This is a genomic window from Pseudomonas sp. AL03 (genome assembly GCF_029960815.1).
In the GTDB taxonomy this organism is placed as follows: domain Bacteria; phylum Pseudomonadota; class Gammaproteobacteria; order Pseudomonadales; family Pseudomonadaceae; genus Aquipseudomonas.
Genome location: NZ_JASBRE010000019.1, coordinates 98,485 through 120,129 on the forward strand (window position 1 = coordinate 98,485; position 21,645 = coordinate 120,129).

At 55.6% G+C, this 21,645-nt stretch carries 20 protein-coding genes; 14 read left to right on the forward strand and 6 right to left on the reverse strand.

Annotation, left to right across the window (positions count from 1 at the left end):
• Positions 1 to 28 precede the first annotated feature (28 nt).
• From QK293_RS18870 to dnaA, 6 genes are all read right to left on the reverse strand, one after another.
• Positions 29 to 1,354, reverse strand: a complete 1,326-nt coding sequence (locus tag QK293_RS18870; RefSeq protein WP_282379759.1) for a restriction endonuclease subunit S — start codon at positions 1,352 to 1,354, stop codon at positions 29 to 31.
• Positions 1,351 to 2,961, reverse strand: a complete 1,611-nt coding sequence (locus QK293_RS18875) for a class I SAM-dependent DNA methyltransferase (RefSeq protein ID WP_282379761.1) — start codon at positions 2,959 to 2,961, stop codon at positions 1,351 to 1,353. The genes QK293_RS18870 and QK293_RS18875 overlap by 4 nt, the downstream gene beginning before the upstream one ends.
• A 266-nt stretch (positions 2,962 to 3,227) precedes the next feature.
• Complete coding sequence (gyrB, locus tag QK293_RS18880) at positions 3,228 to 5,645, reverse strand: DNA topoisomerase (ATP-hydrolyzing) subunit B (protein WP_282379763.1); 2,418 nt, start codon at positions 5,643 to 5,645, stop codon at positions 3,228 to 3,230.
• Positions 5,646 to 5,650: 5 nt separating this feature from the next.
• The gene (gene recF / locus QK293_RS18885; protein ID WP_008007898.1) at positions 5,651 to 6,754 is read right to left on the reverse strand and encodes a DNA replication/repair protein RecF; all 1,104 of its coding nucleotides are present in this window, start codon (positions 6,752 to 6,754) and stop codon (positions 5,651 to 5,653) included.
• Between the two features lie 20 nt (positions 6,755 to 6,774).
• A complete protein-coding gene (gene dnaN / locus QK293_RS18890) occupies positions 6,775 to 7,878 on the reverse strand; it encodes a DNA polymerase III subunit beta (protein WP_017341709.1) in 1,104 nt (367 codons plus the stop codon).
• A 39-nt stretch (positions 7,879 to 7,917) separates the two neighbouring features.
• Positions 7,918 to 9,438: a chromosomal replication initiator protein DnaA gene (dnaA, locus tag QK293_RS18895; protein ID WP_282379766.1), complete on the reverse strand. Its 1,521-nt coding sequence runs from the start codon at positions 9,436 to 9,438 to the stop codon at positions 7,918 to 7,920.
• Between the two features lie 567 nt (positions 9,439 to 10,005).
• Between dnaA and rpmH the strand changes: the two genes are divergently transcribed.
• The 14 genes from rpmH (at position 10,006) to QK293_RS18965 (ending at position 21,626) form a co-directional block, all read left to right on the forward strand.
• Positions 10,006 to 10,140: a 50S ribosomal protein L34 gene (gene rpmH, locus QK293_RS18900; protein ID WP_003213577.1), complete on the forward strand. Its 135-nt coding sequence runs from the start codon at positions 10,006 to 10,008 to the stop codon at positions 10,138 to 10,140.
• Positions 10,141 to 10,156: 16 nt separating this feature from the next.
• The gene (gene rnpA, locus QK293_RS18905) at positions 10,157 to 10,558 is read left to right on the forward strand and encodes a ribonuclease P protein component (protein ID WP_027926203.1); all 402 of its coding nucleotides are present in this window, start codon (positions 10,157 to 10,159) and stop codon (positions 10,556 to 10,558) included.
• Positions 10,551 to 10,796, forward strand: a complete 246-nt coding sequence (yidD, locus tag QK293_RS18910) for a membrane protein insertion efficiency factor YidD (protein ID WP_074872215.1) — start codon at positions 10,551 to 10,553, stop codon at positions 10,794 to 10,796. The genes rnpA and yidD overlap by 8 nt, the downstream gene beginning before the upstream one ends.
• Before the next feature lie 2 nt (positions 10,797 to 10,798).
• The gene (gene yidC, locus QK293_RS18915; protein WP_282379775.1) at positions 10,799 to 12,484 is read left to right on the forward strand and encodes a membrane protein insertase YidC; all 1,686 of its coding nucleotides are present in this window, start codon (positions 10,799 to 10,801) and stop codon (positions 12,482 to 12,484) included.
• A 79-nt stretch (positions 12,485 to 12,563) separates the two neighbouring features.
• On the forward strand, positions 12,564 to 13,934 hold the full coding sequence (mnmE, locus tag QK293_RS18920) for a tRNA uridine-5-carboxymethylaminomethyl(34) synthesis GTPase MnmE (RefSeq protein WP_282379777.1): 1,371 nt from the start codon (positions 12,564 to 12,566) through the stop codon (positions 13,932 to 13,934).
• Between the two features lie 550 nt (positions 13,935 to 14,484).
• Positions 14,485 to 16,377 (forward strand): tRNA uridine-5-carboxymethylaminomethyl(34) synthesis enzyme MnmG, encoded by a 1,893-nt coding sequence (gene mnmG, locus QK293_RS18925; RefSeq protein WP_282379778.1) that lies wholly within the window; start codon positions 14,485 to 14,487, stop codon positions 16,375 to 16,377.
• Entirely contained in the window at positions 16,374 to 17,018 is a 645-nt protein-coding gene (rsmG, locus tag QK293_RS18930; RefSeq protein WP_282379779.1) for a 16S rRNA (guanine(527)-N(7))-methyltransferase RsmG, read from the forward strand. The genes mnmG and rsmG overlap by 4 nt, the downstream gene beginning before the upstream one ends.
• 18 nt (positions 17,019 to 17,036) lie before the next feature.
• Complete coding sequence (locus QK293_RS18935; RefSeq protein WP_282379780.1) at positions 17,037 to 17,834, forward strand: ParA family protein; 798 nt, start codon at positions 17,037 to 17,039, stop codon at positions 17,832 to 17,834.
• A 9-nt stretch (positions 17,835 to 17,843) separates the two neighbouring features.
• Complete coding sequence (locus QK293_RS18940) at positions 17,844 to 18,716, forward strand: ParB/RepB/Spo0J family partition protein (RefSeq protein ID WP_077748853.1); 873 nt, start codon at positions 17,844 to 17,846, stop codon at positions 18,714 to 18,716.
• Between the two features lie 148 nt (positions 18,717 to 18,864).
• Positions 18,865 to 19,272: a F0F1 ATP synthase subunit I gene (locus tag QK293_RS18945; RefSeq protein ID WP_007948092.1), complete on the forward strand. Its 408-nt coding sequence runs from the start codon at positions 18,865 to 18,867 to the stop codon at positions 19,270 to 19,272.
• Between the two features lie 16 nt (positions 19,273 to 19,288).
• Positions 19,289 to 20,158 carry a F0F1 ATP synthase subunit A gene (gene atpB, locus QK293_RS18950; RefSeq protein WP_282379783.1) on the forward strand — a complete coding sequence of 290 codons (870 nt, stop codon included), beginning with the start codon at positions 19,289 to 19,291 and terminating at the stop codon, positions 20,156 to 20,158.
• Positions 20,159 to 20,292: 134 nt separating this feature from the next.
• Positions 20,293 to 20,550 carry a F0F1 ATP synthase subunit C gene (atpE, locus tag QK293_RS18955; protein ID WP_002555987.1) on the forward strand — a complete coding sequence of 86 codons (258 nt, stop codon included), beginning with the start codon at positions 20,293 to 20,295 and terminating at the stop codon, positions 20,548 to 20,550.
• 56 nt (positions 20,551 to 20,606) lie between these two features.
• Positions 20,607 to 21,077, forward strand: coding sequence for a F0F1 ATP synthase subunit B (locus QK293_RS18960; RefSeq protein ID WP_008027535.1), 471 nt, complete (start codon positions 20,607 to 20,609; stop codon positions 21,075 to 21,077).
• A gap of 12 nt (positions 21,078 to 21,089) precedes the next feature.
• Positions 21,090 to 21,626 (forward strand): F0F1 ATP synthase subunit delta, encoded by a 537-nt coding sequence (locus QK293_RS18965; protein WP_282379784.1) that lies wholly within the window; start codon positions 21,090 to 21,092, stop codon positions 21,624 to 21,626.
• Positions 21,627 to 21,645: the final 19 nt, after the last annotated feature.

The window sequence follows — 21,645 nt, forward strand, 5'->3', positions numbered from 1 at the left end:
GGTGGGCGATTCATCCATAAATAACGACTCAGATAGTATCGGTATCGCGGTCGAGCTTAACCCGCCATTCGCCGGTCAGCAGCTTTTGCATCAGACCTCGTTTGAGGTTTTGAAAATATTCTTGCTTACGGTTCAACATATCAATCTTTGATGTAACAGCCGAAAGAATTACCGCAATGCGTTCTTGTTCAGCCAGAGGAACTAACGGCATCCGAATACCCAAAAATGCGGGTTGGGTGATGTTCTTCATGCTGCCGCTAGTACCAGTTGCCGCCTTGCTGATCGCCTGGCGAACAAATGGACATTGTAAATAGAACGCTAGCCATTTCACCGAATGTGGCAACTCAGACGGCTCGATTTGCCAGAGTTTGTCCGGAAGAAACAGTTTTGGCCATGCAGCATCAACATAAGCTGACTCCCCAACTAACGCTGGAGTGTTCGCTCGACTGACAATAATACGTCCACCTAAAACAGGCTCGGAGACACGCTCAAGTTCTTCAGGCGGAACAGCCTTGTGTAAATGTGGATGAAAGTTTCCACCTGTTACGCAGCTAACCTTGAGTACACCAACCTCATCGTCACCATGTACACGATCTTCTGCATTGACGCTAACGCCTGACCGAAGGGCCGATACGTACTGTGCAATCGAACCAACGCCCCACGACCGTGGAATCTCCCCCAGCTCACTGTCCTTGAACTCGGTATGCAGCACCCAGCGACCATTGGCATCTTGGGTACCAACACCACGGTTGAATAGAGTTTGCATCAGTCCCTGTTTAAGGGTTTGGGTGGACGCAATCTGGTGAGAAATTACGCTAATTTTTTCGTCCATAGTCGTGAGAATGGCGGCGATTTTTTGTTGTTCTGAAAGAGGGGGAAGCCGAAGTTTAAATCGAGATAAATGGTCGTAATAAATTCGTACCCGAACGCTACCATCCCCCGAAGCACCAACATACCCTTGCCAAAAACCAGAACGTCGAACTTGATCAAGATAATGCGGTATCAATCGCTTAGACTCGGTTTCAAAAACGATATAGTCAGGGCTGACCATCACGCAATGACCGGCTTTATTACGAGCGATAGATCCAATATTCAAACGCATTGGGTTATATGCGAATGCGTTTGGTGGCACTACTTTACAACGGTCAGTGGACACACCTTTCACTCGCTCCCTCATCGGGACAAGGCCGTGAGACTTAAGCACCCCACAGAGCAAATGCTCATCCAGCCGGCCATTATTTCGAGATTTACACTCCGTCGTGACCTCTGCCAGAGATACGGCTTTCCAAGAGGAAGGAAACGACCCACCAGCATCGGCGACAGTCTGATGGCCCAGCTTACCCCCCAACTTCATATCTCAGTCTCCAGCAGCCCAAGCTCAACTAAATAGCCTTTCAAACGCGCATCAATCTGGGTTTCCTCTTCAGCCAAAACAGCCAACTGTGCTAAGGCCGCAGTGACATCCACGGCTTCCTCGGTTTCACCATTTTCAATATAGCGAGCAATATTGAGGTTACCGTCGTTGCTATGTATTTCTTTCAGCGACACCACGCGGCAGTAGTTGTCTGCCTCAATCTGAGTATCAAAAGCAGCCTTATGGGAGCTAATAATGCGGCTGATGTCTTCCGGTCGCAGGCTGTTCTGCGCCTTGCCTTCAAGATAATCGCGACTGGCATCAATGATGATGACCTTACCCTTAAGGCCTTTTGGTTTGTTCTTATTCAGAACCAACACACAGGCCGGAATACCGGTGTTGTAGAACAAGGCAGAGGGCAGGCCTATGATGGCCTCTATCAGATCGCCCGGTTGGTTGCCGTTAGCCGCATCGGTGCCAAACAATAGGCCATTACGAATCTTACCTTCCTCTCCACTGCGGAACAGCACACCGTGGGGCAAGATAATGCCCATACGACCATCGGCCTTGAGACTGGCCAGCATATGCTGAGCGAAGGCGAGGTCTGCATACCCCCTGGGAGGCACTCCGTATACCATCCGACCGAACGGATCACTAACCTGCTTATAGTTGGGCGCTTTAAGCTTCTTGCCACTGTCCTGTTCGTTCTCGTTGCTCAGTTCCAGCGGTGTCCACCAGGATTTGGCAGAGAACGGCGGGTTAGCAATCACACGATCAAAGGTCTTCAGGTAATCGCCATCGAGATGCTTAGGGTCAACCAGCGTATCGCCAAGCTCAATGGCTGCGTGCATGTTGTGCAGGTATAGATTGAGCTTGGCAATAGCCCACGTGCCCAGGTTCTTTTCCTGCCCATACAGCAGCGCATTCGGCTTACCCATCAAAGTGCCATTACGCAGTCGGGATATATGGTGCGCACTCTCCACCAACATACCGCCGCTGCCGCAGGTGGGGTCATAAACGTGGTGGCCTGGCTGCGGATCAATCAGCTCGACAACCAGTTGAACCACGGCCTTAGGCGTATAGAACTCGCCACCTTTTTTACCAGCATCATCAGCAAACTGCTTGATCAGGTACTCATATGCATCGCCAAGCATATCTGCTTTATACAGGTCATCATTACCCAGCTTGTACTGGTTGAAGTGACGCAGCAGGCGTTGCAAGGTGCCATCCGACAGCACGCGCTTGTCGCCATACTGGGTGGCAGTCAGCACATGTTGTAGCTCGGGATTGTTGGCCTCGATGGTGGCGAAGGCCTTGTCCAGCGCTTCACCGATATTTTCTGTACGCGAAATCAACTCAAACCATCGAGCACTGTGGGGGAGCTTGCCCCATTTATCCTCAATCTCTTCTTGGGCGTCTCCATAACTGAGCTTATCCGCCTTCATCAATAGCCGGATTCGCTCTTCAAACACGTCGTTGTAACGCTTGAGAAACAGCAGACCAAAAATGTAGTTCTTGAAATCAGAGGAGTCGATAGATCCACGTAGGATATTTGCCGACTCCCAGAGCCAGGACTCTAGGGTTTCGAGTGACAGCTTGTCAGCCATGAGTAAAACAGTTCCTTTTGGATGCATAGTGTTCCAGCATCCAGCAGTAACCACTGGTTGCTCGAACAAATCTAAAGATTGAGTTGTCACGATTGTACAAGCTCGCCGTCACCCAGAGCCGAAAATCTTCCCTCTCTCTAACGACAAAACCCCAGCAGACCTTTCGGTCAACCGGGGTTCTGCCTGCAGAGTTGTGGGCCGTTAACTATGGTCAACCCGCTTAACTTTGACCGAGGTGGCGATTAACTTTTCCCACCTACACTGGATCAGAAGTCCAGGTTGGAAACCGCCAGGGCGTTGCTTTCGATGAAGTCACGACGAGGCTCGACCGCATCACCCATCAGGGTGTTGAAGATCTGGTCTGCGCCAATGGCGTCTTCGATGGTCACTTTGAGCATCCGGCGCTGGCTTGGGTCCATGGTGGTTTCCCACAGCTGATCCGGGTTCATTTCACCCAGACCTTTGTATCGCTGGATGGTGTGACGCTTGGTGCTTTCGGTCATCAGCCATTCAAGGGCTTCCTTGAACTCGGTGACCGGCTTCTTGCGCTCGCCACGCTGGATGTACGCGCCGTCGTCCAGCAAGGTGCTCAGTTGAGCGCCCAGAGAAACCACAGTCTTGTAATCGTTACTGCCGAAGAAATCGCGGTTGAAAGTGACGTAGTTCGACAAGCCGTGGGAGATCAGTTCGACCTCAGGCAGCCAGACGTTACGTTCACGGTCTTCACGCAGGCTGGCTTTGTAAACCAGGCCAGACTTCTCGACGGTGCGCAGACGAACTTCGTACTGGGCCAGCCAATCCTGCATCGCTGCGTGATCGGACAGTTGCTCCATACTCACTGCCGGCAAGTAGATGAAGTGCTCGGTCAGTTCCTGTGGGTACAGGCGCGACAGACGCTTGAGGGTCTTCATCACCAGACGGAAGTCATTCACCAAACGCTCAAGGGCTGGTCCGGAAATACCCGGTGCTTCCTCGTTCAAGTGCAGGCTCGCGTCTTCCAGGGCCGACTGCGTCATGTACTCTTCCATGGCGTCGTCGTCTTTGATGTATTGCTCTTGCTTGCCCTTCTTGACCTTGTACAGCGGTGGCTGAGCGATGTAGATGTAGCCGCGCTCGATCAGCTCCGGCAACTGACGGAAGAAGAAGGTCAGCAGCAGGGTGCGGATGTGCGAACCGTCGACGTCAGCATCGGTCATGATGATGATGTTGTGGTAACGCAGCTTCGCGATGTTGTACTCGTCGCGGCCAATGCCGCAGCCCAGCGCGGTGATCAAGGTACCCACTTCTTGCGAAGAGATCATTTTGTCGAACCGCGCCTTCTCGACGTTCAGGATCTTGCCTTTCAGCGGCAGGATGGCCTGGGTTTTACGATTACGTCCCTGCTTGGCGGAGCCGCCAGCAGAGTCACCTTCCACGAGGTACAGTTCGGAAAGGGCAGGGTCTTTTTCCTGGCAGTCAGCCAGTTTGCCCGGCAGACCAGCGATATCCAGCGCGCCTTTGCGACGAGTCATCTCACGGGCTTTACGCGCCGCTTCGCGAGCGCGAGCCGCATCGATCATCTTGCCGACGACCAGCTTGGCTTCGTTCGGGTTTTCCAACAGGAAGTCGGAGAAATACTTGCCCATTTCCTGTTCGACCGCGGTCTTCACTTCGGAAGAAACCAGCTTGTCTTTGGTCTGGGAGCTGAACTTCGGATCCGGCACTTTTACCGAGATGATCGCGGTCAGGCCTTCACGGGCATCGTCACCGGTGGTCGCGACTTTGTGTTTCTTCGCCAGACCTTCAGCTTCGATGTAGGTGTTCAGGTTACGCGTCAGTGCGGAACGGAAACCCACCAGGTGAGTACCGCCATCGCGCTGCGGAATGTTGTTGGTGAAGCACAACAGGTTCTCGTTGAAGCTGTCGTTCCACTGCAGGGCGATTTCCACGCCGATGCCGTCTTCACGCTGGACGTTGAAGTGGAACACCTGGTTGACCGGCGTCTTGTTGGTGTTCAGGTATTCAACGAACGCACGCAGACCGCCTTCGTACTTGAACAGCTCTTCCTTGCCGCTGCGTTCATCCTTGAGGACGATACCGACACCGGAGTTGAGGAAGGACAGTTCACGAATCCGTTTGGCCAGGATGTCCCAGCTAAAGTGGATGTTCTTGAAGGTCAGATCGGACGGTTTGAAGTGAATCTGGGTGCCGGTGGTTTCGCTTTCACCGACGATTTTCATCGGTTCTTGTGGAACACCGTGAATGTAGGTCTGTTCCCAGATCTTGCCGCTGCGGCGCACCGTAAGAACAAGCTCTTCGGACAGCGCGTTCACCACCGACACACCTACACCGTGCAGACCGCCGGATACTTTGTAGGAGTTGTCATCGAACTTACCGCCGGCGTGCAGCACGGTCATGATGACCTCGGCTGCCGAAACCCCTTCCTCTTTGTGCACATCTACCGGAATGCCACGACCGTTGTCTCGAACGGTGATGGATTCGTCCGGGTGGATGATGATGCTGATGTCGTCGCAGTGGCCGGCGAGAGCTTCGTCGATCGAGTTATCGACCACTTCGAACACCATGTGGTGCAGACCGCTGCCATCGTCGGTGTCACCAATGTACATACCGGGACGTTTGCGTACGGCATCCAGGCCTTTCAGCACTTTAATGCTCGTTGAGTCGTACGTATTTTCTTCGCTCAATGCCTTCACTCCCGATGGTCGTGGGTCTGGGTGATACGGCCCTGTTCCACGTGGAACAGAGCGACTGGCGTTTCCGTCTGCCAGCCTTCCCTCAATAATTCGTGATCTACACAGGTGATAAACACCTGGCAGCGTAAGTCTTCCAGCAAGCGGCAAAGCGCGCGACGGTGGTGCTCGTCCAGTTCGGACGGCAGGTCATCCACCAGATAAATACACTGGCCGCGTCGGGCCTGGCTGACCAAGTGCCCTTGGGCAATCCGCAAAGCACAGACCACCAGCTTCTGCTGACCGCGGGACAAGATGTCCGCGGCATTGTGTGCGCCCAATCTAAGACGCAAATCAGCACGCTGTGGTCCTGCCTGGGTATGACCCATTTGCTGATCGCGCTGAAGGGACCCGGCGAGCACTGCACTCAGTTCGCGGTCTTTGTCCCAACCTCGGTAATAGCTGAGCGTTAAGCCCTCGAGCTCAACCAGTTCGCTCAAGGTCTGTTCAAAGACTGGTTTCAAGGCTTTGATATAAGCGCGGCGGTATTCATCGATTTCTGCGCTGGCCTGGCACAGTTCCCTGTCCCAAACTGCTTGCGAAACGGCGTCAAGTGTACCATGCCGCAGCCAAGAGTTTCTCTGGCGCAGGGCCTTCTGCAAGCGCTGCCAGGTGGACATGAATCGTGGTTCCACGTGGAACACGCCCCAGTCGAGAAACTGCCGACGAATCTTCGGCGCGCCTTCCAGCAATCGGAAACTGTCAGGGTTGATCAACTGCAGTGGCAGGATTTCCGCCAGTTGCGCCGCGCTGCGGGCGTTCTGCCCGTCGATGCGGATCTGAAACTCCCCTTGGCGGTCGCGGGAGATCCCCAAGGCGCTGTGCCCGCCCTCGGCCAATTCAACCTGGCCAAACACCGTGCACGCCAATTGCTCGTACTGAATGACCGGCAGAAGACGGCTGCTACGAAACGAACGGGCAAGCCCCAGCAGATGAATGGCTTCCAGAACACTGGTTTTGCCGCTGCCGTTGGCGCCGTAAAGAATGTTGATTCGGGGGGAGGGGGAGAAGGTCACCGGGTGCAGATTGCGCACCGCGGTGACCGAGACGCGACTTAAGGACATCTAGCTTCTGCTGAGCATGATTACAGACGCATCGGCATGACAACGTAAGCCGAGTCGTCGTTGTCGGACTCTTGCACCAGCGCACTGCTGTTGGAGTCGGACAGGATCAGACGAACCTGCTCGGTGGTCATCACGCCCAGCACGTCGAGCAGATAACTCACGTTGAAGCCGATTTCCAGATTGCCGCCGTTGTATTCAACGCCCACTTCTTCTTCCGCTTCTTCCTGCTCCGGGTTGTTCGCCTGAATTTTCAGCTGGCCGTTAGCCAGTTGCAGACGGATGCCGCGGTACTTCTCGTTGGACAAAATCGCGGTGCGGCTGAAGGCTTCTCGCAGGGCCTGGCGATCGCCGAGTACCAGTTTGTCACCGCCCTTAGGCAGGACGCGCTCGTAGTCAGGGAATTTGCCGTCGACCAGTTTCGAGGTGAAGGTGAATTCGCCGGTGGTGGCGCGGATGTGGTGTTGACCCAGCACGATGCTGACGATGCCGTCCGGTTCGGTCAGCAGGCGCGCCAGCTCGAGAATACCTTTGCGCGGAACGATGACCTGATGACGATCCGGCTGACCGATATCGGCCTGCATTGAGCACATGGCCAGGCGGTGACCGTCAGTGGCCACGGCGCGGATGATGCCAGCCGAAACTTCCAGCAACATACCGTTGAGGTAGTAACGCACGTCCTGCTGGGCCATCGCGAAACTGGTGCGTTCGATCAGACGCCGCAGTTTGCTTTGCTCAAGGCTGCAGGTCAGCGAGCCTGGGCCTTCTTCCACAGTCGGGAAGTCATTGGCCGGCAGTGTCGACAGGGTGAAGCGGCTGCGGCCGGCCTTCACCACGAGCTTCTGCTCGTCGACCTTGATGTCGATCAGCGCATCGTTCGGCAAGCTCTTGCAGATGTCCATCAGCTTGCGCGCAGGCACAGTGATGGAACCTGGATCCGCAGGCTCTTCGAGTTGCACACGACCGACCAGCTCGACTTCCAGGTCGGTACCGGTCAGCGACAGTTGCTGGCCTTCGACAACCAGCAGCACGTTGGAGAGCACCGGCAAGGTCTGTCGGCGCTCGACGACGCCTGCGACCAGTTGCAGGGGTTTCAACAGGGCTTCGCGTTGAATGGTGAAATGCATGGTCTCGTCCCTTGCCTTAATAAGCTGCGCTGGTGTTCATCAAGTGGTCAGTGTACGCAGCAGGTTCTTGTAGTCCTCGCGGATGTCCGCGTCGGATTCCTTGAGTTCGTTGATCTTGCGGCAGGCGTGCAAAACAGTCGTGTGGTCTCGGCCGCCAAACACGTCGCCGATTTCCGGCAAGCTGTGGTTGGTCAGTTCTTTGGACAAAGCCATGGCGACCTGACGCGGACGAGCTACCGAGCGCGAACGGCGTTTAGACAGCAAGTCGGAGATCTTGATCTTGTAGTACTCAGCGACAGTGCGCTGAATGTTATCCACAGACACCAGTTTGTCTTGCAGTGCCAACAGATCTTTCAGGGATTCGCGAATCAGCTCGATGGTGATATCGCGGCCCATGAAGTGCGAGTGGGCGATCACGCGTTTGAGCGCGCCTTCCAGCTCACGGACGTTGGAACGGATACGCTGGGCGATGAAGAACGCCGCGTCATGGGGCAGATCGACTTTGGCCTGATCGGCCTTTTTCATCAGGATCGCCACGCGGGTTTCCAGCTCCGGCGGCTCGACGGCGACCGTCAGGCCCCAACCGAAACGGGATTTGAGTCGCTCTTCGAGGCCTTCGATTTCTTTCGGGTAGCGGTCACTGGTAAGAATGACCTGCTGGCCACCTTCAAGCAGGGCGTTGAAGGTGTGGAAAAACTCTTCCTGGGAACGTTCCTTGCGGGCGAAGAACTGAATGTCATCGATCAACAACGCATCCACCGAACGGTAGAAGCGCTTGAACTCGTTGATCGCGTTCAGCTGCAGGGCCTTGACCATGTCCGCCACGAACCGCTCGGAATGCAGGTACACGACCTTGGCATTCGGATTCTTCTTTAATAGGTGGTTACCCACAGCGTGCATCAGGTGGGTTTTACCCAAGCCGACGCCACCATAAAGGAAGAGCGGGTTGTAACCGTGCTTCGGGTTGTCCGCCACTTGCCAGGCCGCAGCCCGTGCCAGTTGGTTGGACTTGCCCTCGACGAAGTTTTCGAAGGTGAAGGTGCGGTTCAGGTAGCTGGTGTGCTTGAGCGCGCCTTCGACCTGCACCGTGCGCTGTTCGGCGCGAATCGGTGCCTGTTGCGAACTGGCACCGGCCATCGGGTCGAAGCTGTCACGTGAAGGCTCTTCATTAACCTCGGCAATTTTTTGCGTCGAACGCTTGGCCGAGGCGGCTACCGAGGATGGCGCCGGAGCGCTGACAGGTGCTTGTGCAGCCTGAGCCTGTGAGGCAGCGGCGGCCAACGGAGCATTCGGGGCGGCACGCGGTGCCGAACTGCGTTTGCTGCCTATTAATAAGGAAAGCGCCGGCGCTGTGCCATTGCCCTGCTCATCCAGCAGTTCAAGGACGCGGCCCAGGTACTTCTCGTTGACCCAGTCGAGAACAAAACGATTCGGTGCGTAAACACGCAACTCGTCGCCTTCGGCTTCGACCTGTAGTGGACGGATCCAAGTGTTGAATTGTTGGGCAGGCAGCTCATCGCGCAAAAGCTCCACGCACTGCTGCCAAAGTTCCACTGACACGGATATCCCCTAAGTTGAAAGCCGGTGAGGCAAAAACAAGCGGCCATTGTAGCCGACCAGACGCCGACTTATCCACATGAAGGTTGTTCACTGCCCAAGAAGAATCAGTGCCTTATACGGGAAAAAGGCGACCAATGGTCTGTGCATAAGCTCTGTGGATAACCGGGTCTAAGGTCGTTGCACAAGTGGGGGCTAAACACGGTGGATAACCGTCCTGTGGATAAGTACCCCTTTCACACACAGCTTATCCGATAGCGCAGCACAGGCTGAACACCGTTTTCCACCGTAGTTGTCATTCTCTGTACATCACGTCTTTAAAGGGCCAATGGCAGTTATCCACAGAAGATCGTGGCCCTAGCTTTTATAAGCTTTACAAAAAAGCTTTAAATACTTTCCTTCTTTATTTCTATATCTAGCGGAGACCCCCGGCTCGAAAAACGGCTGGAGATCTATTTATAAGGAAACGCTGGTTGGAAATTGACCTAGAGGCTTGCTTTCTCTAGAATCCCCGGTCTCTTAAAACGGGGGCCATTCCGGCCCGTTGTGGACGAACCAGGTAACACGACAATGAAACGTACTTTCCAACCAAGCACTATCAAACGCGCTCGTACCCACGGTTTCCGTGCTCGCATGGCCACCAAAAACGGTCGTGCCGTCCTGTCGCGTCGTCGCGCCAAAGGTCGTGCGCGTCTGGCAGTTTGATAATCCGGCACTGGAGGTGAGTCAGGACTTCAGTCGGGAAAAGCGCCTGCTTACTCCCCGGCATTTCAAGGCAGTCTTTGACTCCCCTACCGGCAAGGTTCCGGGGAAAAATCTCCTGCTCCTTGCGCGCAACAACGATCTTGATCACCCCCGTCTCGGGCTGGTTATCGGGAAAAAGAGCGTAAAGCTCTCCGTCGAGCGCAATCGCCTCAAACGTCTGATGCGCGAATCGTTCCGTCTGCACCAGGATTCACTGGTCGGCTGGGACATTGTTATCGTCGCGCGCAAAGGTTTGGGGGACGTAGAAAACCCCGAATTGATTCAGCATTTCGGCAAACTCTGGAAGCGTCTGGCACGCAGCACGCCAGTACCAGCAGTCAAAACCGAAACTGTAGGGGTAGACAGTCCCGATGCGTAAACTGGCACTCGTTCCGATCCAGTTTTATCGCTATGCCATTAGTCCTCTGATGGCCAGTCACTGTCGCTTCTACCCCAGTTGTTCCTGCTACGCGTATGAAGCCATAGAAAATCATGGCCTTCTGCGCGGTGGCTGGCTGGCCTTTCGTCGTTTAGGTCGCTGTCATCCGTGGAATCCCGGTGGTTATGACCCGGTTCCATCTATCCCTACCTCCCGTTCTTCTTCGATGGCCGAGTAATCATGGATATCAAACGCACGATCCTGATCGTCGCCCTGGCAATCGTGACCTACGTTATGGTTCTTAAATGGAACCAGGACTATGGCCAGGCTGCCCTGCCGACTCAGAATGTTGCTTCCAGTACTACCGCACCGGGTTTACCGGATACGGCGACTGGCAATAATGCTTCTGTCAGTGACGACATTCCACGCGCCGCAAGCGAAACCAGTGCCACTGCACCTGCTGAAACGCCAGTGGCTGCAAGCAAAGACCTCATCCAGATCAAAACGGATGTACTCAACCTGGCAATCGATCCACAAGGTGGCGATGTTGCCCAGTTGACCTTGCCGCTGTATCCACGTCGCCAGGACCATCCGGACATTCCATTCCAGCTGTTCGATAACGGCAACGAACGGACTTATCTGGCCCAGAGCGGTTTGATCGGCACCAACGGTCCAGACGCAAATCCTGCAGGTCGTCCGGTTTACTCCTCGGAGAAGAAGGTTTACCAACTGGCTGACGGTCAGGACCAATTGGTCGTAGACCTGAAGTTCAGCAAGGACGGCGTCAACTACATCAAGCGTTTCACCGTGAAACGTGGCCTGTATGACGTAACCGTTTCCTACCTGATCGATAACCAGAGCGCTCAGCCCTGGTCCGGTGCAATGTTCGCGCAGTTGAAGCGTGACGCCAGCTCCGATCCTTCTTCCAGCACGGCCACCGGCACCGCGACTTACCTGGGCGCCGCCCTGTGGACAAGTAACGAGCCGTACAAGAAAGTGTCGATGAGCGACATGGACAAGGCTCAGCTGAAAGAAACCGTAACCGGTGGTTGGGTTGCCTGGTTGCAGCACTACTTCGTGACCGCATGGATTCCGGCCAAGGGCGAAAATAACGTCGTCCAGACCCGTAAAGACAGCAAAGGCAACTACATCATCGGCTACACCGCCCCGGCGATGACTGTCGCGCCAGGTGCAAAAGCCGAGACCAGCGCCGTTCTGTACGCCGGTCCGAAAAGCCAGGCTGTGTTGAAAGAGTTGTCCCCAGGTCTGGAACTGACCGTCGACTACGGCATTCTGTGGTTCATTGCCCAGCCAATTTTCTGGCTGCTGCAGCACATCCACGCGCTGGTCGGTAACTGGGGCTGGTCGATTATCTTCCTGACCATGCTGATCAAAGGGATCTTCTTCCCGCTGTCGGCTGCCAGCTACAAATCCATGGCGCGCATGCGTGCAGTGGCACCAAAACTGGCCGCGCTGAAAGAGCAACATGGCGACGACCGGCAGAAAATGTCGCAATCCATGATGGAGCTGTACAAGAAAGAGAAGATCAATCCGCTGGGTGGCTGCTTGCCAATCCTCGTGCAGATGCCGGTTTTCCTTTCGCTGTACTGGGTTCTGCTGGAAAGCGTTGAAATGCGCCAAGCGCCGTTCATGCTGTGGATTACTGACCTGTCGATCAAGGATCCGTTCTTCATTCTGCCGATCATCATGGGTGTAACCATGTTCATCCAGCAGCAGTTGAACCCGACTCCTCCGGATCCGATGCAGGCCAAGGTGATGAAGATGATGCCAATCATCTTCACCTTCTTCTTCCTGTGGTTCCCGGCGGGTCTGGTGCTGTACTGGGTAGTGAACAACTGCCTATCGATCGCCCAACAGTGGTACATCACTCGTAAGATCGAAGCGGCTACCAAAGCAGCTGCCTGATTTACACTGTGGATAACCACTCAAAACGCCCCCTAGTGGGGCGTTTTGCTATCTGTCACTTTTGTCTGGATAACGGTTTATGAGCGTTCCTCGTGAAACCATTGCAGCCGTCGCCACCGCTCAAGGTCGTGGCGGTGTAGGCATCGTCCGTATTTCCGGGCCGCTGGCGAGCGTTGCGGCCAAAGCCTTTAGCGGTCGTGAACTCAAGCCGCGATTCGCCCACTACGGCCCATTTCTCAGTGAAAACGATGAGGTTCTGGATCAAGGCATCGCACTGTATTTTCCAGGTCCGAACTCGTTCACCGGTGAAGATGTGCTGGAACTCCAGGGCCATGGCGGTCCGGTAGTTCTGGATATGCTGCTTCAGCGTTGCCTGGAACTCGGCTGCCGATTGGCACGGCCAGGTGAATTTAGCGAGCGGGCGTTCCTCAACGACAAACTAGACCTGGCTCAGGCCGAAGCCATTGCCGACTTGATCGAGGCGAGTTCTGCACAGGCTGCACGAAATGCCCTGCGTTCCTTGCAGGGCGCATTTTCCGAGCGTGTACATAACCTCACCGAGCAACTGATAGGCCTGCGCATCTATGTCGAAGCGGCTATCGACTTCCCTGAAGAAGAAATCGACTTCCTTGCCGATGGCCACGTACTGAGCATGCTCGACAACGTGCGTGACGAGTTATCCACCGTCCTGCGAGAAGCTGGGCAGGGTGCCTTGCTGCGTGACGGGATGACCGTGGTGATTGCGGGCCGGCCGAATGCCGGTAAGTCTAGCTTGCTGAATGCCCTGGCCGGACGAGAAGCAGCGATCGTGACCGAGATTGCCGGCACCACCCGGGACATTCTTCGTGAACATATCCACATCGATGGCATGCCGCTGCACGTGGTCGACACTGCAGGTCTGCGAAATACCGAAGACCAGGTGGAAAAAATCGGCGTCGAACGGGCGTTGAAAGCGATCGGCGAGGCTGATCGTGTGCTGTTGGTGGTCGATGCTACCGCTCCTGAGGCACTTGATCCGTTCGCGTTATGGCCGGAATTCCTGGAAGTCCGTCCGGATCCGGCGAAAGTCACGCTGATCCGCAACAAGGCTGACCTGACTGGCGAAGCCATTGCCCTGGAAATCAGCGAGGATGGCCACGTCACCATCAGCCTGAGCGCCAAGTCTGCAGGTGAAGGGCTAGAATTGCTGCGCGACCACCTCAAGGCCTGCATGGGCTACGAACAGACCTCGGAGAGCAGCTTCAGCGCTCGCAGACGTCACCTTGACGCGTTGCGTCATGCCAGTGCTTCCCTCGAGCACGGCCGTGCGCAGCTGACCCTGGCCGGTGCCGGTGAACTGCTGGCCGAAGATTTGCGCCAGGCTCAGCACTCTTTGGGTGAAATCACCGGTGCATTCAGCTCCGATGACCTTCTGGGACGAATTTTTTCCAGCTTCTGTATCGGTAAATAATCCTTCCGTTGTCCACAGACAGGACATTCGTGCCTGTCTGTTCCTTCCTTTTCCTGAATTCTCCTCCAGTGCCAGGCAGATTCTTTCTGCTTGTGTGGATTTTCCGTGCCCTGGATTTGCCTATTCTGCGTTTTTCTGTGGATTAAGCCCTGTGAATAACTGCCAGTAAGGGCAGTTGATAACAGGGCCTCAAAACTGAAGATAACCGCCCCTGTGGATAACAGCTTCTTTAATCCACAGGCTTAAACCGGTTATCCAAGGGCCTCCTTGGCACATGACCACAGGCTTTTGAATCTCTGTACATATTGAATATAAAGGCCTGTAGAGATCTATCCACAGAAATGTGCCTCAGTAGAAATAAACATAAAAACAAAGATTTAATAAATCTCTCTCTTTTTAATTTCTATAACCGCGACTTTTCCACAGCTGGTTAAATTTTGTGCAAAGGGTTCTTTAGGAAGGGCGAAGTCCCTATACTTGCCGCCCAGGTCCAAAAACCTGAGCTCAAACTATTCCTGATTACCTAACTGAAGCAGGCACGAGGTGCGTGGTGGATTTCCCTTCCCGTTTTGAAGTGATCGTCATCGGCGGCGGTCATGCCGGTACCGAGGCAGCACTGGCCTCAGCACGTATGGGTGCAAAAACCCTGTTGCTGACGCATAACGTGGAAACCCTCGGCGCCATGAGTTGCAACCCCGCCATCGGCGGCATTGGCAAAAGCCACCTGGTCAAGGAAATCGATGCCCTCGGCGGCGCGATGGCCATGGCTACCGACAAAGGTGGTATTCAGTTTCGCGTGTTGAACAGCCGTAAAGGCCCGGCCGTGCGAGCGACTCGCGCTCAGGCTGATCGGGTTCTGTACAAGGCCGCTGTCCGCGAAGCCCTGGAAAACCAGCCGAACCTGTGGATATTTCAACAGGCTGCCGACGACCTGATCGTCGAGCAGGAACAAGTACGCGGTGTTGTCACCCAAATGGGCCTGCGTTTCTTGGCGGACTCCGTGGTGTTGACCACTGGCACCTTCCTCGGTGGACTTATCCACATCGGCATGCAGAATTTTTCCGGTGGCCGTGCCGGTGATCCGCCGTCGATCGCCCTGGCTCACCGATTGCGTGAAATGCCACTGCGGGTTGGTCGACTGAAAACAGGCACACCGCCGCGTATCGACGGTCGTTCTGTGGATTTCTCGGTGATGACCGAGCAAGCCGGCGATACGCCGATCCCGGTGATGTCGTTCATGGGTTCCAAAGAGCAACATCCGAAACAGGTCAGCTGCTGGATTACCCACACCAACGCCCGCACCCACGAAATAATTGCCGCCAACCTTGATCGCTCGCCGATGTATTCCGGTGTGATCGAAGGTATCGGCCCGCGTTACTGCCCGTCGATCGAAGACAAGATCCATCGCTTTGCCGACAAGGAAAGCCATCAGGTCTTCATCGAACCGGAAGGCCTGACGACCAACGAGCTGTACCCGAACGGGATATCCACATCCCTGCCGTTCGACGTGCAACTGCAGATCGTGCAATCGATCCGCGGCATGGAAAACGCGCACATCGTTCGTCCGGGTTACGCCATCGAGTACGACTACTTCGACCCGCGTGACCTGAAGTACAACCTGGAAACCAAAGTCATCGGCGGTCTGTTTTTTGCCGGGCAAATCAACGGCACCACCGGTTACGAAGAAGCCGGCGCCCAAGGTTTGCTGGCCGGGGCCAACGCCGCACTGCGTGCTCAGGGCAAAGATGCCTGGTGCCCGCGTCGCGACGAGGCGTACATCGGAGTGTTGGTCGACGACCTGATTACCTTGGGTACCCAGGAACCGTATCGGATGTTTACGTCCCGCGCCGAATACCGCCTGATCCTGCGCGAAGACAACGCCGACCTGCGCTTGACCGAAAAAGGTCGCGAACTGGGTCTGGTGGACGACGCGCGTTGGGCTGCGTTCTGCACCAAACGCGAAAGCATCACGCTGGAAGAGCAACGCCTGAAAAGTACTTGGGTTCGCCCGGGTACCGAGCAGGGCGATGCGATTTCCGAGAAATTCGGCACGCCGCTGACCCACGAATACAACTTGCTCAATCTGCTGAGCCGTCCGGAAATCGACTACGCTGGTCTGATCGCCGTGACCGGTGGGGGTGCAGAAGACCCGCAAGTCGCCGAGCAGGTCGAAATCAAGACCAAATACGCCGGTTACATCGATCGCCAACAGGATGAAATCGCACGGCTGCGGGCCAGCGAAGACACAAAACTGCCTGTGGATATCGATTACACGAATATTTCCGGTCTCTCCAAAGAGATCCAGAGCAAGCTCGGTGCGACCCGTCCAGAGACCCTGGGCCAGGCGTCGCGTATCCCGGGCGTGACGCCGGCAGCGATTTCGCTGTTGATGATTCATTTGAAAAAACGCGGCGCGGGCCGTCAGTTGGAGCAAAGCGCTTGAGTTCGTTGTTCACCTCGCAACAAGCAGAAGAGTTATCCACAGGTGCTCGCCAGCTCGGTGTCACACTGACAGAAACCCAGCATGCTCAGCTGCTGGGTTATCTGGCCCTGTTGATCAAATGGAACAAGGCGTACAACCTGACCGCCGTACGCGATCCGGATGAAATGGTTTCCCGTCACTTGCTCGATAGTTTGAGCGTGATGTCGTTCGTCGAAAACGGTCGCTGGCTTGACGTTGGCAGCGGTGGCGGCATGCCGGGCATTCCGTTGGCCATCCTGTTTCCAGAGTCCCAAGTGACCTGCCTGGACAGCAACGGCAAGAAAACCCGCTTCCTGACTCAGGTCAAACTCGAACTCAAACTGGATAACCTGCAAGTTATCCACAGTCGCGTCGAAGCCTTTCAGCCTGCATTGCCATTCAACGGGATCATTTCCCGGGCATTCAGCAGCATGGAGAACTTCAGCAACTGGACTCGTCACCTCGGCGACGCCGATACACGTTGGCTGGCAATGAAGGGCGTTCATCCGGCCGATGAGCTGGTAGCATTGCCGGCAGACTTCCACCTCGATAGCGAACACGCCCTGGCCGTACCCGGTTGCCAAGGCCAACGCCATCTGCTGATACTGCGCCGCACGGCATGATTGGGAACACAAGCAAGAATGGCTAAGGTATTCGCGATAGCGAACCAAAAGGGTGGTGTGGGCAAGACCACCACCTGCATCAACCTCGCAGCTTCCCTGGTCGCTACCAAGCGTCGGGTGCTGTTGATTGATCTCGATCCACAGGGCAACGCCACCATGGGTAGCGGTGTGGATAAACACAGCCTGGAAAACTCGGTCTACGACCTGCTGATCGGCGAATGCGATCTGGCCCAGGCCATGCACTACTCCGAGCACGGTGGTTACCAACTGCTGCCGGCCAACCGTGACTTGACCGCGGCCGAAGTGGTTCTGCTGGAAATGCAGATGAAGGAAAGCCGCCTGCGCAGTGCGTTGGCGCCGATCCGTGAAAACTACGATTACATTTTGATCGACTGCCCGCCGTCGCTGTCGATGCTCACGCTTAACGCGCTGGTTGCGGCTGACGGGGTCATTATCCCCATGCAGTGCGAGTACTTCGCGCTCGAAGGCTTGAGCGACCTTGTGGATAACATCAAGCGCATCGCAGAACTGCTGAATCCGAACCTGAAAGTCGAAGGGCTGTTGCGGACCATGTATGACCCGCGCCTGAGCCTGATGAACGATGTTTCGGCGCAGCTCAAGGAACACTTCGGCGAGCAGCTCTACGACACGGTGATTCCGCGCAACATCCGCCTGGCCGAAGCGCCAAGCTATGGCATGCCGGCACTGGCGTACGACAAATCATCGCGGGGCGCCATTGCCTATCTGGCATTGGCCGGCGAGATGGTTCGCCGTCAACGCAAAAACTCACGCACCGCCGCTGCTCAGGCAACTTAAGGAATCCCCATGGCCGTCAAGAAACGAGGTCTCGGACGTGGACTGGATGCACTGCTGAGTGGTCCGACTGTCAGCTCGCTGGAAGAACAAGCGGTGCAGGCAGATCAGCGTGAGCTGCAGCACCTGCCCCTGGACCTGATCCAGCGCGGCAAGTACCAGCCGCGTCGGGACATGGACCCACAAGCCCTGGAAGAGCTGGCACAGTCGATCAAGGCTCAGGGCGTGATGCAGCCGATCGTGGTTCGTCCGATCGGCAGCGGTCGCTTCGAAATCATCGCTGGCGAACGTCGTTGGCGCGCCAGCCAGCAGGCTGGCCAGGAAACCATCCCGGCAATGGTTCGCGATGTGCCGGATGAAACCGCGATCGCCATGGCGCTGATCGAGAACATCCAACGCGAAGACCTCAATCCGATCGAAGAAGCGGTCGCCTTGCAGCGTTTGCAGCAAGAGTTCCAGCTGACTCAGCAGCAAGTGGCCGAAGCGGTGGGCAAATCCCGCGTGACTGTGGCTAACCTGCTACGCTTGATCGCGTTGCCGGAAGTCATCAAAACCATGCTGTCCCACGGCGACCTGGAAATGGGTCATGCCCGTGCTTTGCTCGGTTTGCCGGAGAATCAACAGGTTGAAGGGGCGCGACACGTTGTCGCACGGGGGCTGACGGTGCGCCAGACTGAAGCACTGGTTCGCCAGTGGTTGAGTGGCAAACAGGAACCTGCTGAACCGGTAAAGCAGGACCCGGATATTGCTCGACTCGAACAGCGTCTGGCTGAGCGCCTAGGCTCTGCGGTGCAGATCCGCCACGGGAAAAAGGGGAAGGGGCAGTTGGTGATCGGTTACAACTCCCTCGATGAGCTTCAAGGTGTGCTTGCACACATCCGCTGAAACATTTCCTCATGTAGCGTGCAGTGGGAAATCACTACCTGACAGTTGAATAGGGGCAGAACCGCCCCTATACTCTGCGCGCATTTTGTCGGCACAAATTATGCCAAGTTATTGAATTCTGGCAGCCGATCATTGGGGAGTAGAAACGATGGAGAGCCGCACGCCAAACCGCTTGCCGTTCCATCGCCTGGCAGTTTTTCCGGTATTACTGGCTCAATTTGTCGTTTTGGTACTGGCCGCTTTGGCGCTTTGGTACTGGCATGGAGTCGTAGCCGGGTACTCAGGACTTTGCGGAGGCCTGATAGCCTTGCTGCCCAATGTTTATTTCGCTCACAGGGCATTTCGGTTTTCCGGCGCCCGAGCAGCTCAAGCCATCGTCCGGTCATTTTATGCCGGCGAGGCGGGCAAACTGATTTTGACGGCAGTGCTCTTTGCATTGACGTTTGCAGGTGTGAAGCCATTGGCGCCGCTAGCTGTATTCGGCGTCTTCGTGTTGACCCAACTGGTCAGCTGGTTCGCGCCCCTGCTGATGAGAACAAGACTTTCGAGACCTTAGGGCGTTTGAGGCAACCATGGCAGAGACAACCGCTTCGGGCTATATCCAGCACCACTTGCAGAACCTGACCTTCGGGCAGCTACCTAACGGCGGCTGGGGCTTTGCGCACACCGCAGCAGAAGCCAAGGAAATGGGCTTCTGGGCTTTCCACGTCGATACGCTTGGCTGGTCGGTCGCGTTGGGTCTGATCTTCGTTCTTCTTTTCCGCATGGCGGCGAAGAAGGCGACTTCCGGTCAGCCTGGTGCTTTGCAGAACTTCGTTGAAGTATTGGTCGAATTCGTCGATGGCAGCGTGAAAGACAGCTTCCATGGCCGTAGTCCGGTGATTGCACCACTGGCACTGACCATCTTCGTCTGGGTCTTCCTGATGAACGCCGTCGACCTGATCCCGGTCGACTGGATTCCTCAGCTGGCCATCCTGATCACGGGTGATGCGCACATTCCGTTCCGTGCCGTATCGACCACTGACCCGAACGCTACCCTGGGCATGGCCCTGTCGGTGTTCGCGTTGATCATTTTCTACAGCATCAAGGTCAAGGGCATCGGCGGCTTCATCGGCGAACTGACCCTGCACCCGTTTGGCAGCAAGAATATTTTCCTTCAAGCCCTGCTGATTCCGGTGAACTTCCTGCTGGAGTTCGTGACGCTGATCGCCAAGCCAATTTCGCTGGCACTGCGTCTGTTCGGCAACATGTACGCCGGCGAACTGGTCTTCATTCTGATCGCTGTGATGTTCGGCAGCGGTCTGCTCTGGCTTAGCGGCCTGGGTATAGTTCTGCAGTGGGCGTGGGCTGTGTTCCACATCCTGATCATCACCCTGCAGGCGTTTATCTTCATGATGCTGACCATCGTTTACCTGTCGATGGCGCACGAAGAAAACCATTAAGACCAGTCTCAGACTAGTCTGATGTCCCACTCGGTCAAACGAGTGGGTGCCCGAACAGGGCTATGAAACGATTTGTTTTACCGCTTTAAAATCTAAAAAACCTAAACCATACGACGTAAAAGTCGGGAGGAAAGATGGAAACTGTAGTTGGTCTAACCGCTATCGCTGTTGCACTGTTGATCGGCCTGGGCGCACTGGGTACCGCAATTGGTTTCGGCCTGTTGGGTGGCAAGTTCCTGGAAGGCGCAGCGCGTCAGCCAGAGATGGTTCCAATGCTGCAAGTTAAAATGTTCATCGTTGCCGGTCTGCTCGACGCCGTCACCATGATCGGCGTTGGTATCGCTCTGTTCTTCACCTTCGCGAACCCATTCGTTGGTCAACTCGCTGGCTAATTACTCGAACCTTCGAGTAATGGGTGTGATGTGCAACGAACGAGCGAGGTGTTGGCGTGAACATTAATGCAACCCTGATTGGCCAGTCCGTTGCGTTCTTCATTTTTGTACTGTTTTGCATGAAGTTCGTGTGGCCTCCGGTCATCGCGGCTTTGCACGAACGTCAGAAGAAGATCGCGGATGGACTGGACGCTGCCGCCCGAGCAGCTCGCGACCTGGAGTTGGCCCAAGATAAAGCGGGTCAACAACTGCGCGAAGCTAAAGCTCAGGCAGCCGAAATCATTGAGCAAGCCAAGAAACGCGGTAATCAGATCGTCGAAGAGGCTGTTGAAAAAGCCCGTATCGACGCTGACCGTGTGAAGGTTCAGGCTCAGGCCGAGATCGAGCAGGAACTGAACAGTGTCAAAGACGCGCTGCGTGCCCAATTGGGTGCTCTGGCCGTTGGCGGCGCCGAGAAGATCCTGGGTGCCACAATCGATCAGAACGCGCACGCGGAGCTGGTAAACAAACTGGCTGCTGAAATTTAAGCGAGGGCGATCATGGCAGAATTGACCACGTTGGCCCGACCTTACGCTAAGGCAGCCTTCGAGCACGCCCAGGCCCACCAGCAACTGGCCTCTTGGTCAGCCATGCTCGGCCTGGCTGCAGCAGTGTCGCAAGACGACACCATGCAGCGCGTGCTCAAGGCCCCGCGACTGACGAGCGCAGACAAGGCCGCCACGTTTATTGACGTGTGCGGCGACAAGTTTGATGTGAAGGCACAGAACTTCATTCACGTCGTTGCCGAAAACGACCGTCTCCCGCTGTTGCCGGAGATTGCCGCTCTGTTTGACCTGTACAAGGCCGAACAAGAGAAATCGGTAGACGTTGAAGTCACCAGTGCTTTTGCATTGAACCAAGAACAGCAAGACAAACTCGCCAAGGTTCTCAGTGCACGACTCAACCGGGAAGTGCGCCTGCAAGTCGAGGAAGACAAATCCCTTATTGGGGGCATTGTCATCCGCGCCGGCGACCTGGTAATCGATGGCTCGGTTCGCGGCAAACTCGCGAACCTTGCCGAAGCATTGAAATCTTGAGTTTGAAGGGGCAGCAGAG

Bases quoted from the DNA above. Each gene is read 5' to 3' on its own strand.
- yidC (WP_282379775.1), top strand. From the start codon at position 10,799: ATGGATATCAAACGCACGATCCTGATCGTCGCCCTGGCAATCGTGACC.
- dnaN (WP_017341709.1), bottom strand. From the start codon at position 7,878: ATGCATTTCACCATTCAACGCGAAGCCCTGTTGAAACCCCTGCAACTG.
- rpmH (WP_003213577.1), top strand. From the start codon at position 10,006: ATGAAACGTACTTTCCAACCAAGCACTATCAAACGCGCTCGTACCCAC.
- atpE (WP_002555987.1), top strand. From the start codon at position 20,293: ATGGAAACTGTAGTTGGTCTAACCGCTATCGCTGTTGCACTGTTGATC.
- atpB (WP_282379783.1), top strand. From the start codon at position 19,289: ATGGCAGAGACAACCGCTTCGGGCTATATCCAGCACCACTTGCAGAAC.
- QK293_RS18940 (WP_077748853.1), top strand. From the start codon at position 17,844: ATGGCCGTCAAGAAACGAGGTCTCGGACGTGGACTGGATGCACTGCTG.
- mnmE (WP_282379777.1), top strand. From the start codon at position 12,564: ATGAGCGTTCCTCGTGAAACCATTGCAGCCGTCGCCACCGCTCAAGGT.
- QK293_RS18965 (WP_282379784.1), top strand. From the start codon at position 21,090: ATGGCAGAATTGACCACGTTGGCCCGACCTTACGCTAAGGCAGCCTTC.
- QK293_RS18945 (WP_007948092.1), top strand. From the start codon at position 18,865: ATGGAGAGCCGCACGCCAAACCGCTTGCCGTTCCATCGCCTGGCAGTT.
- QK293_RS18935 (WP_282379780.1), top strand. From the start codon at position 17,037: ATGGCTAAGGTATTCGCGATAGCGAACCAAAAGGGTGGTGTGGGCAAG.
- QK293_RS18870 (WP_282379759.1), bottom strand. From the start codon at position 1,354: ATGAAGTTGGGGGGTAAGCTGGGCCATCAGACTGTCGCCGATGCTGGT.
- recF (WP_008007898.1), bottom strand. From the start codon at position 6,754: ATGTCCTTAAGTCGCGTCTCGGTCACCGCGGTGCGCAATCTGCACCCG.
- yidD (WP_074872215.1), top strand. From the start codon at position 10,551: ATGCGTAAACTGGCACTCGTTCCGATCCAGTTTTATCGCTATGCCATT.
- QK293_RS18875 (WP_282379761.1), bottom strand. From the start codon at position 2,961: ATGGCTGACAAGCTGTCACTCGAAACCCTAGAGTCCTGGCTCTGGGAG.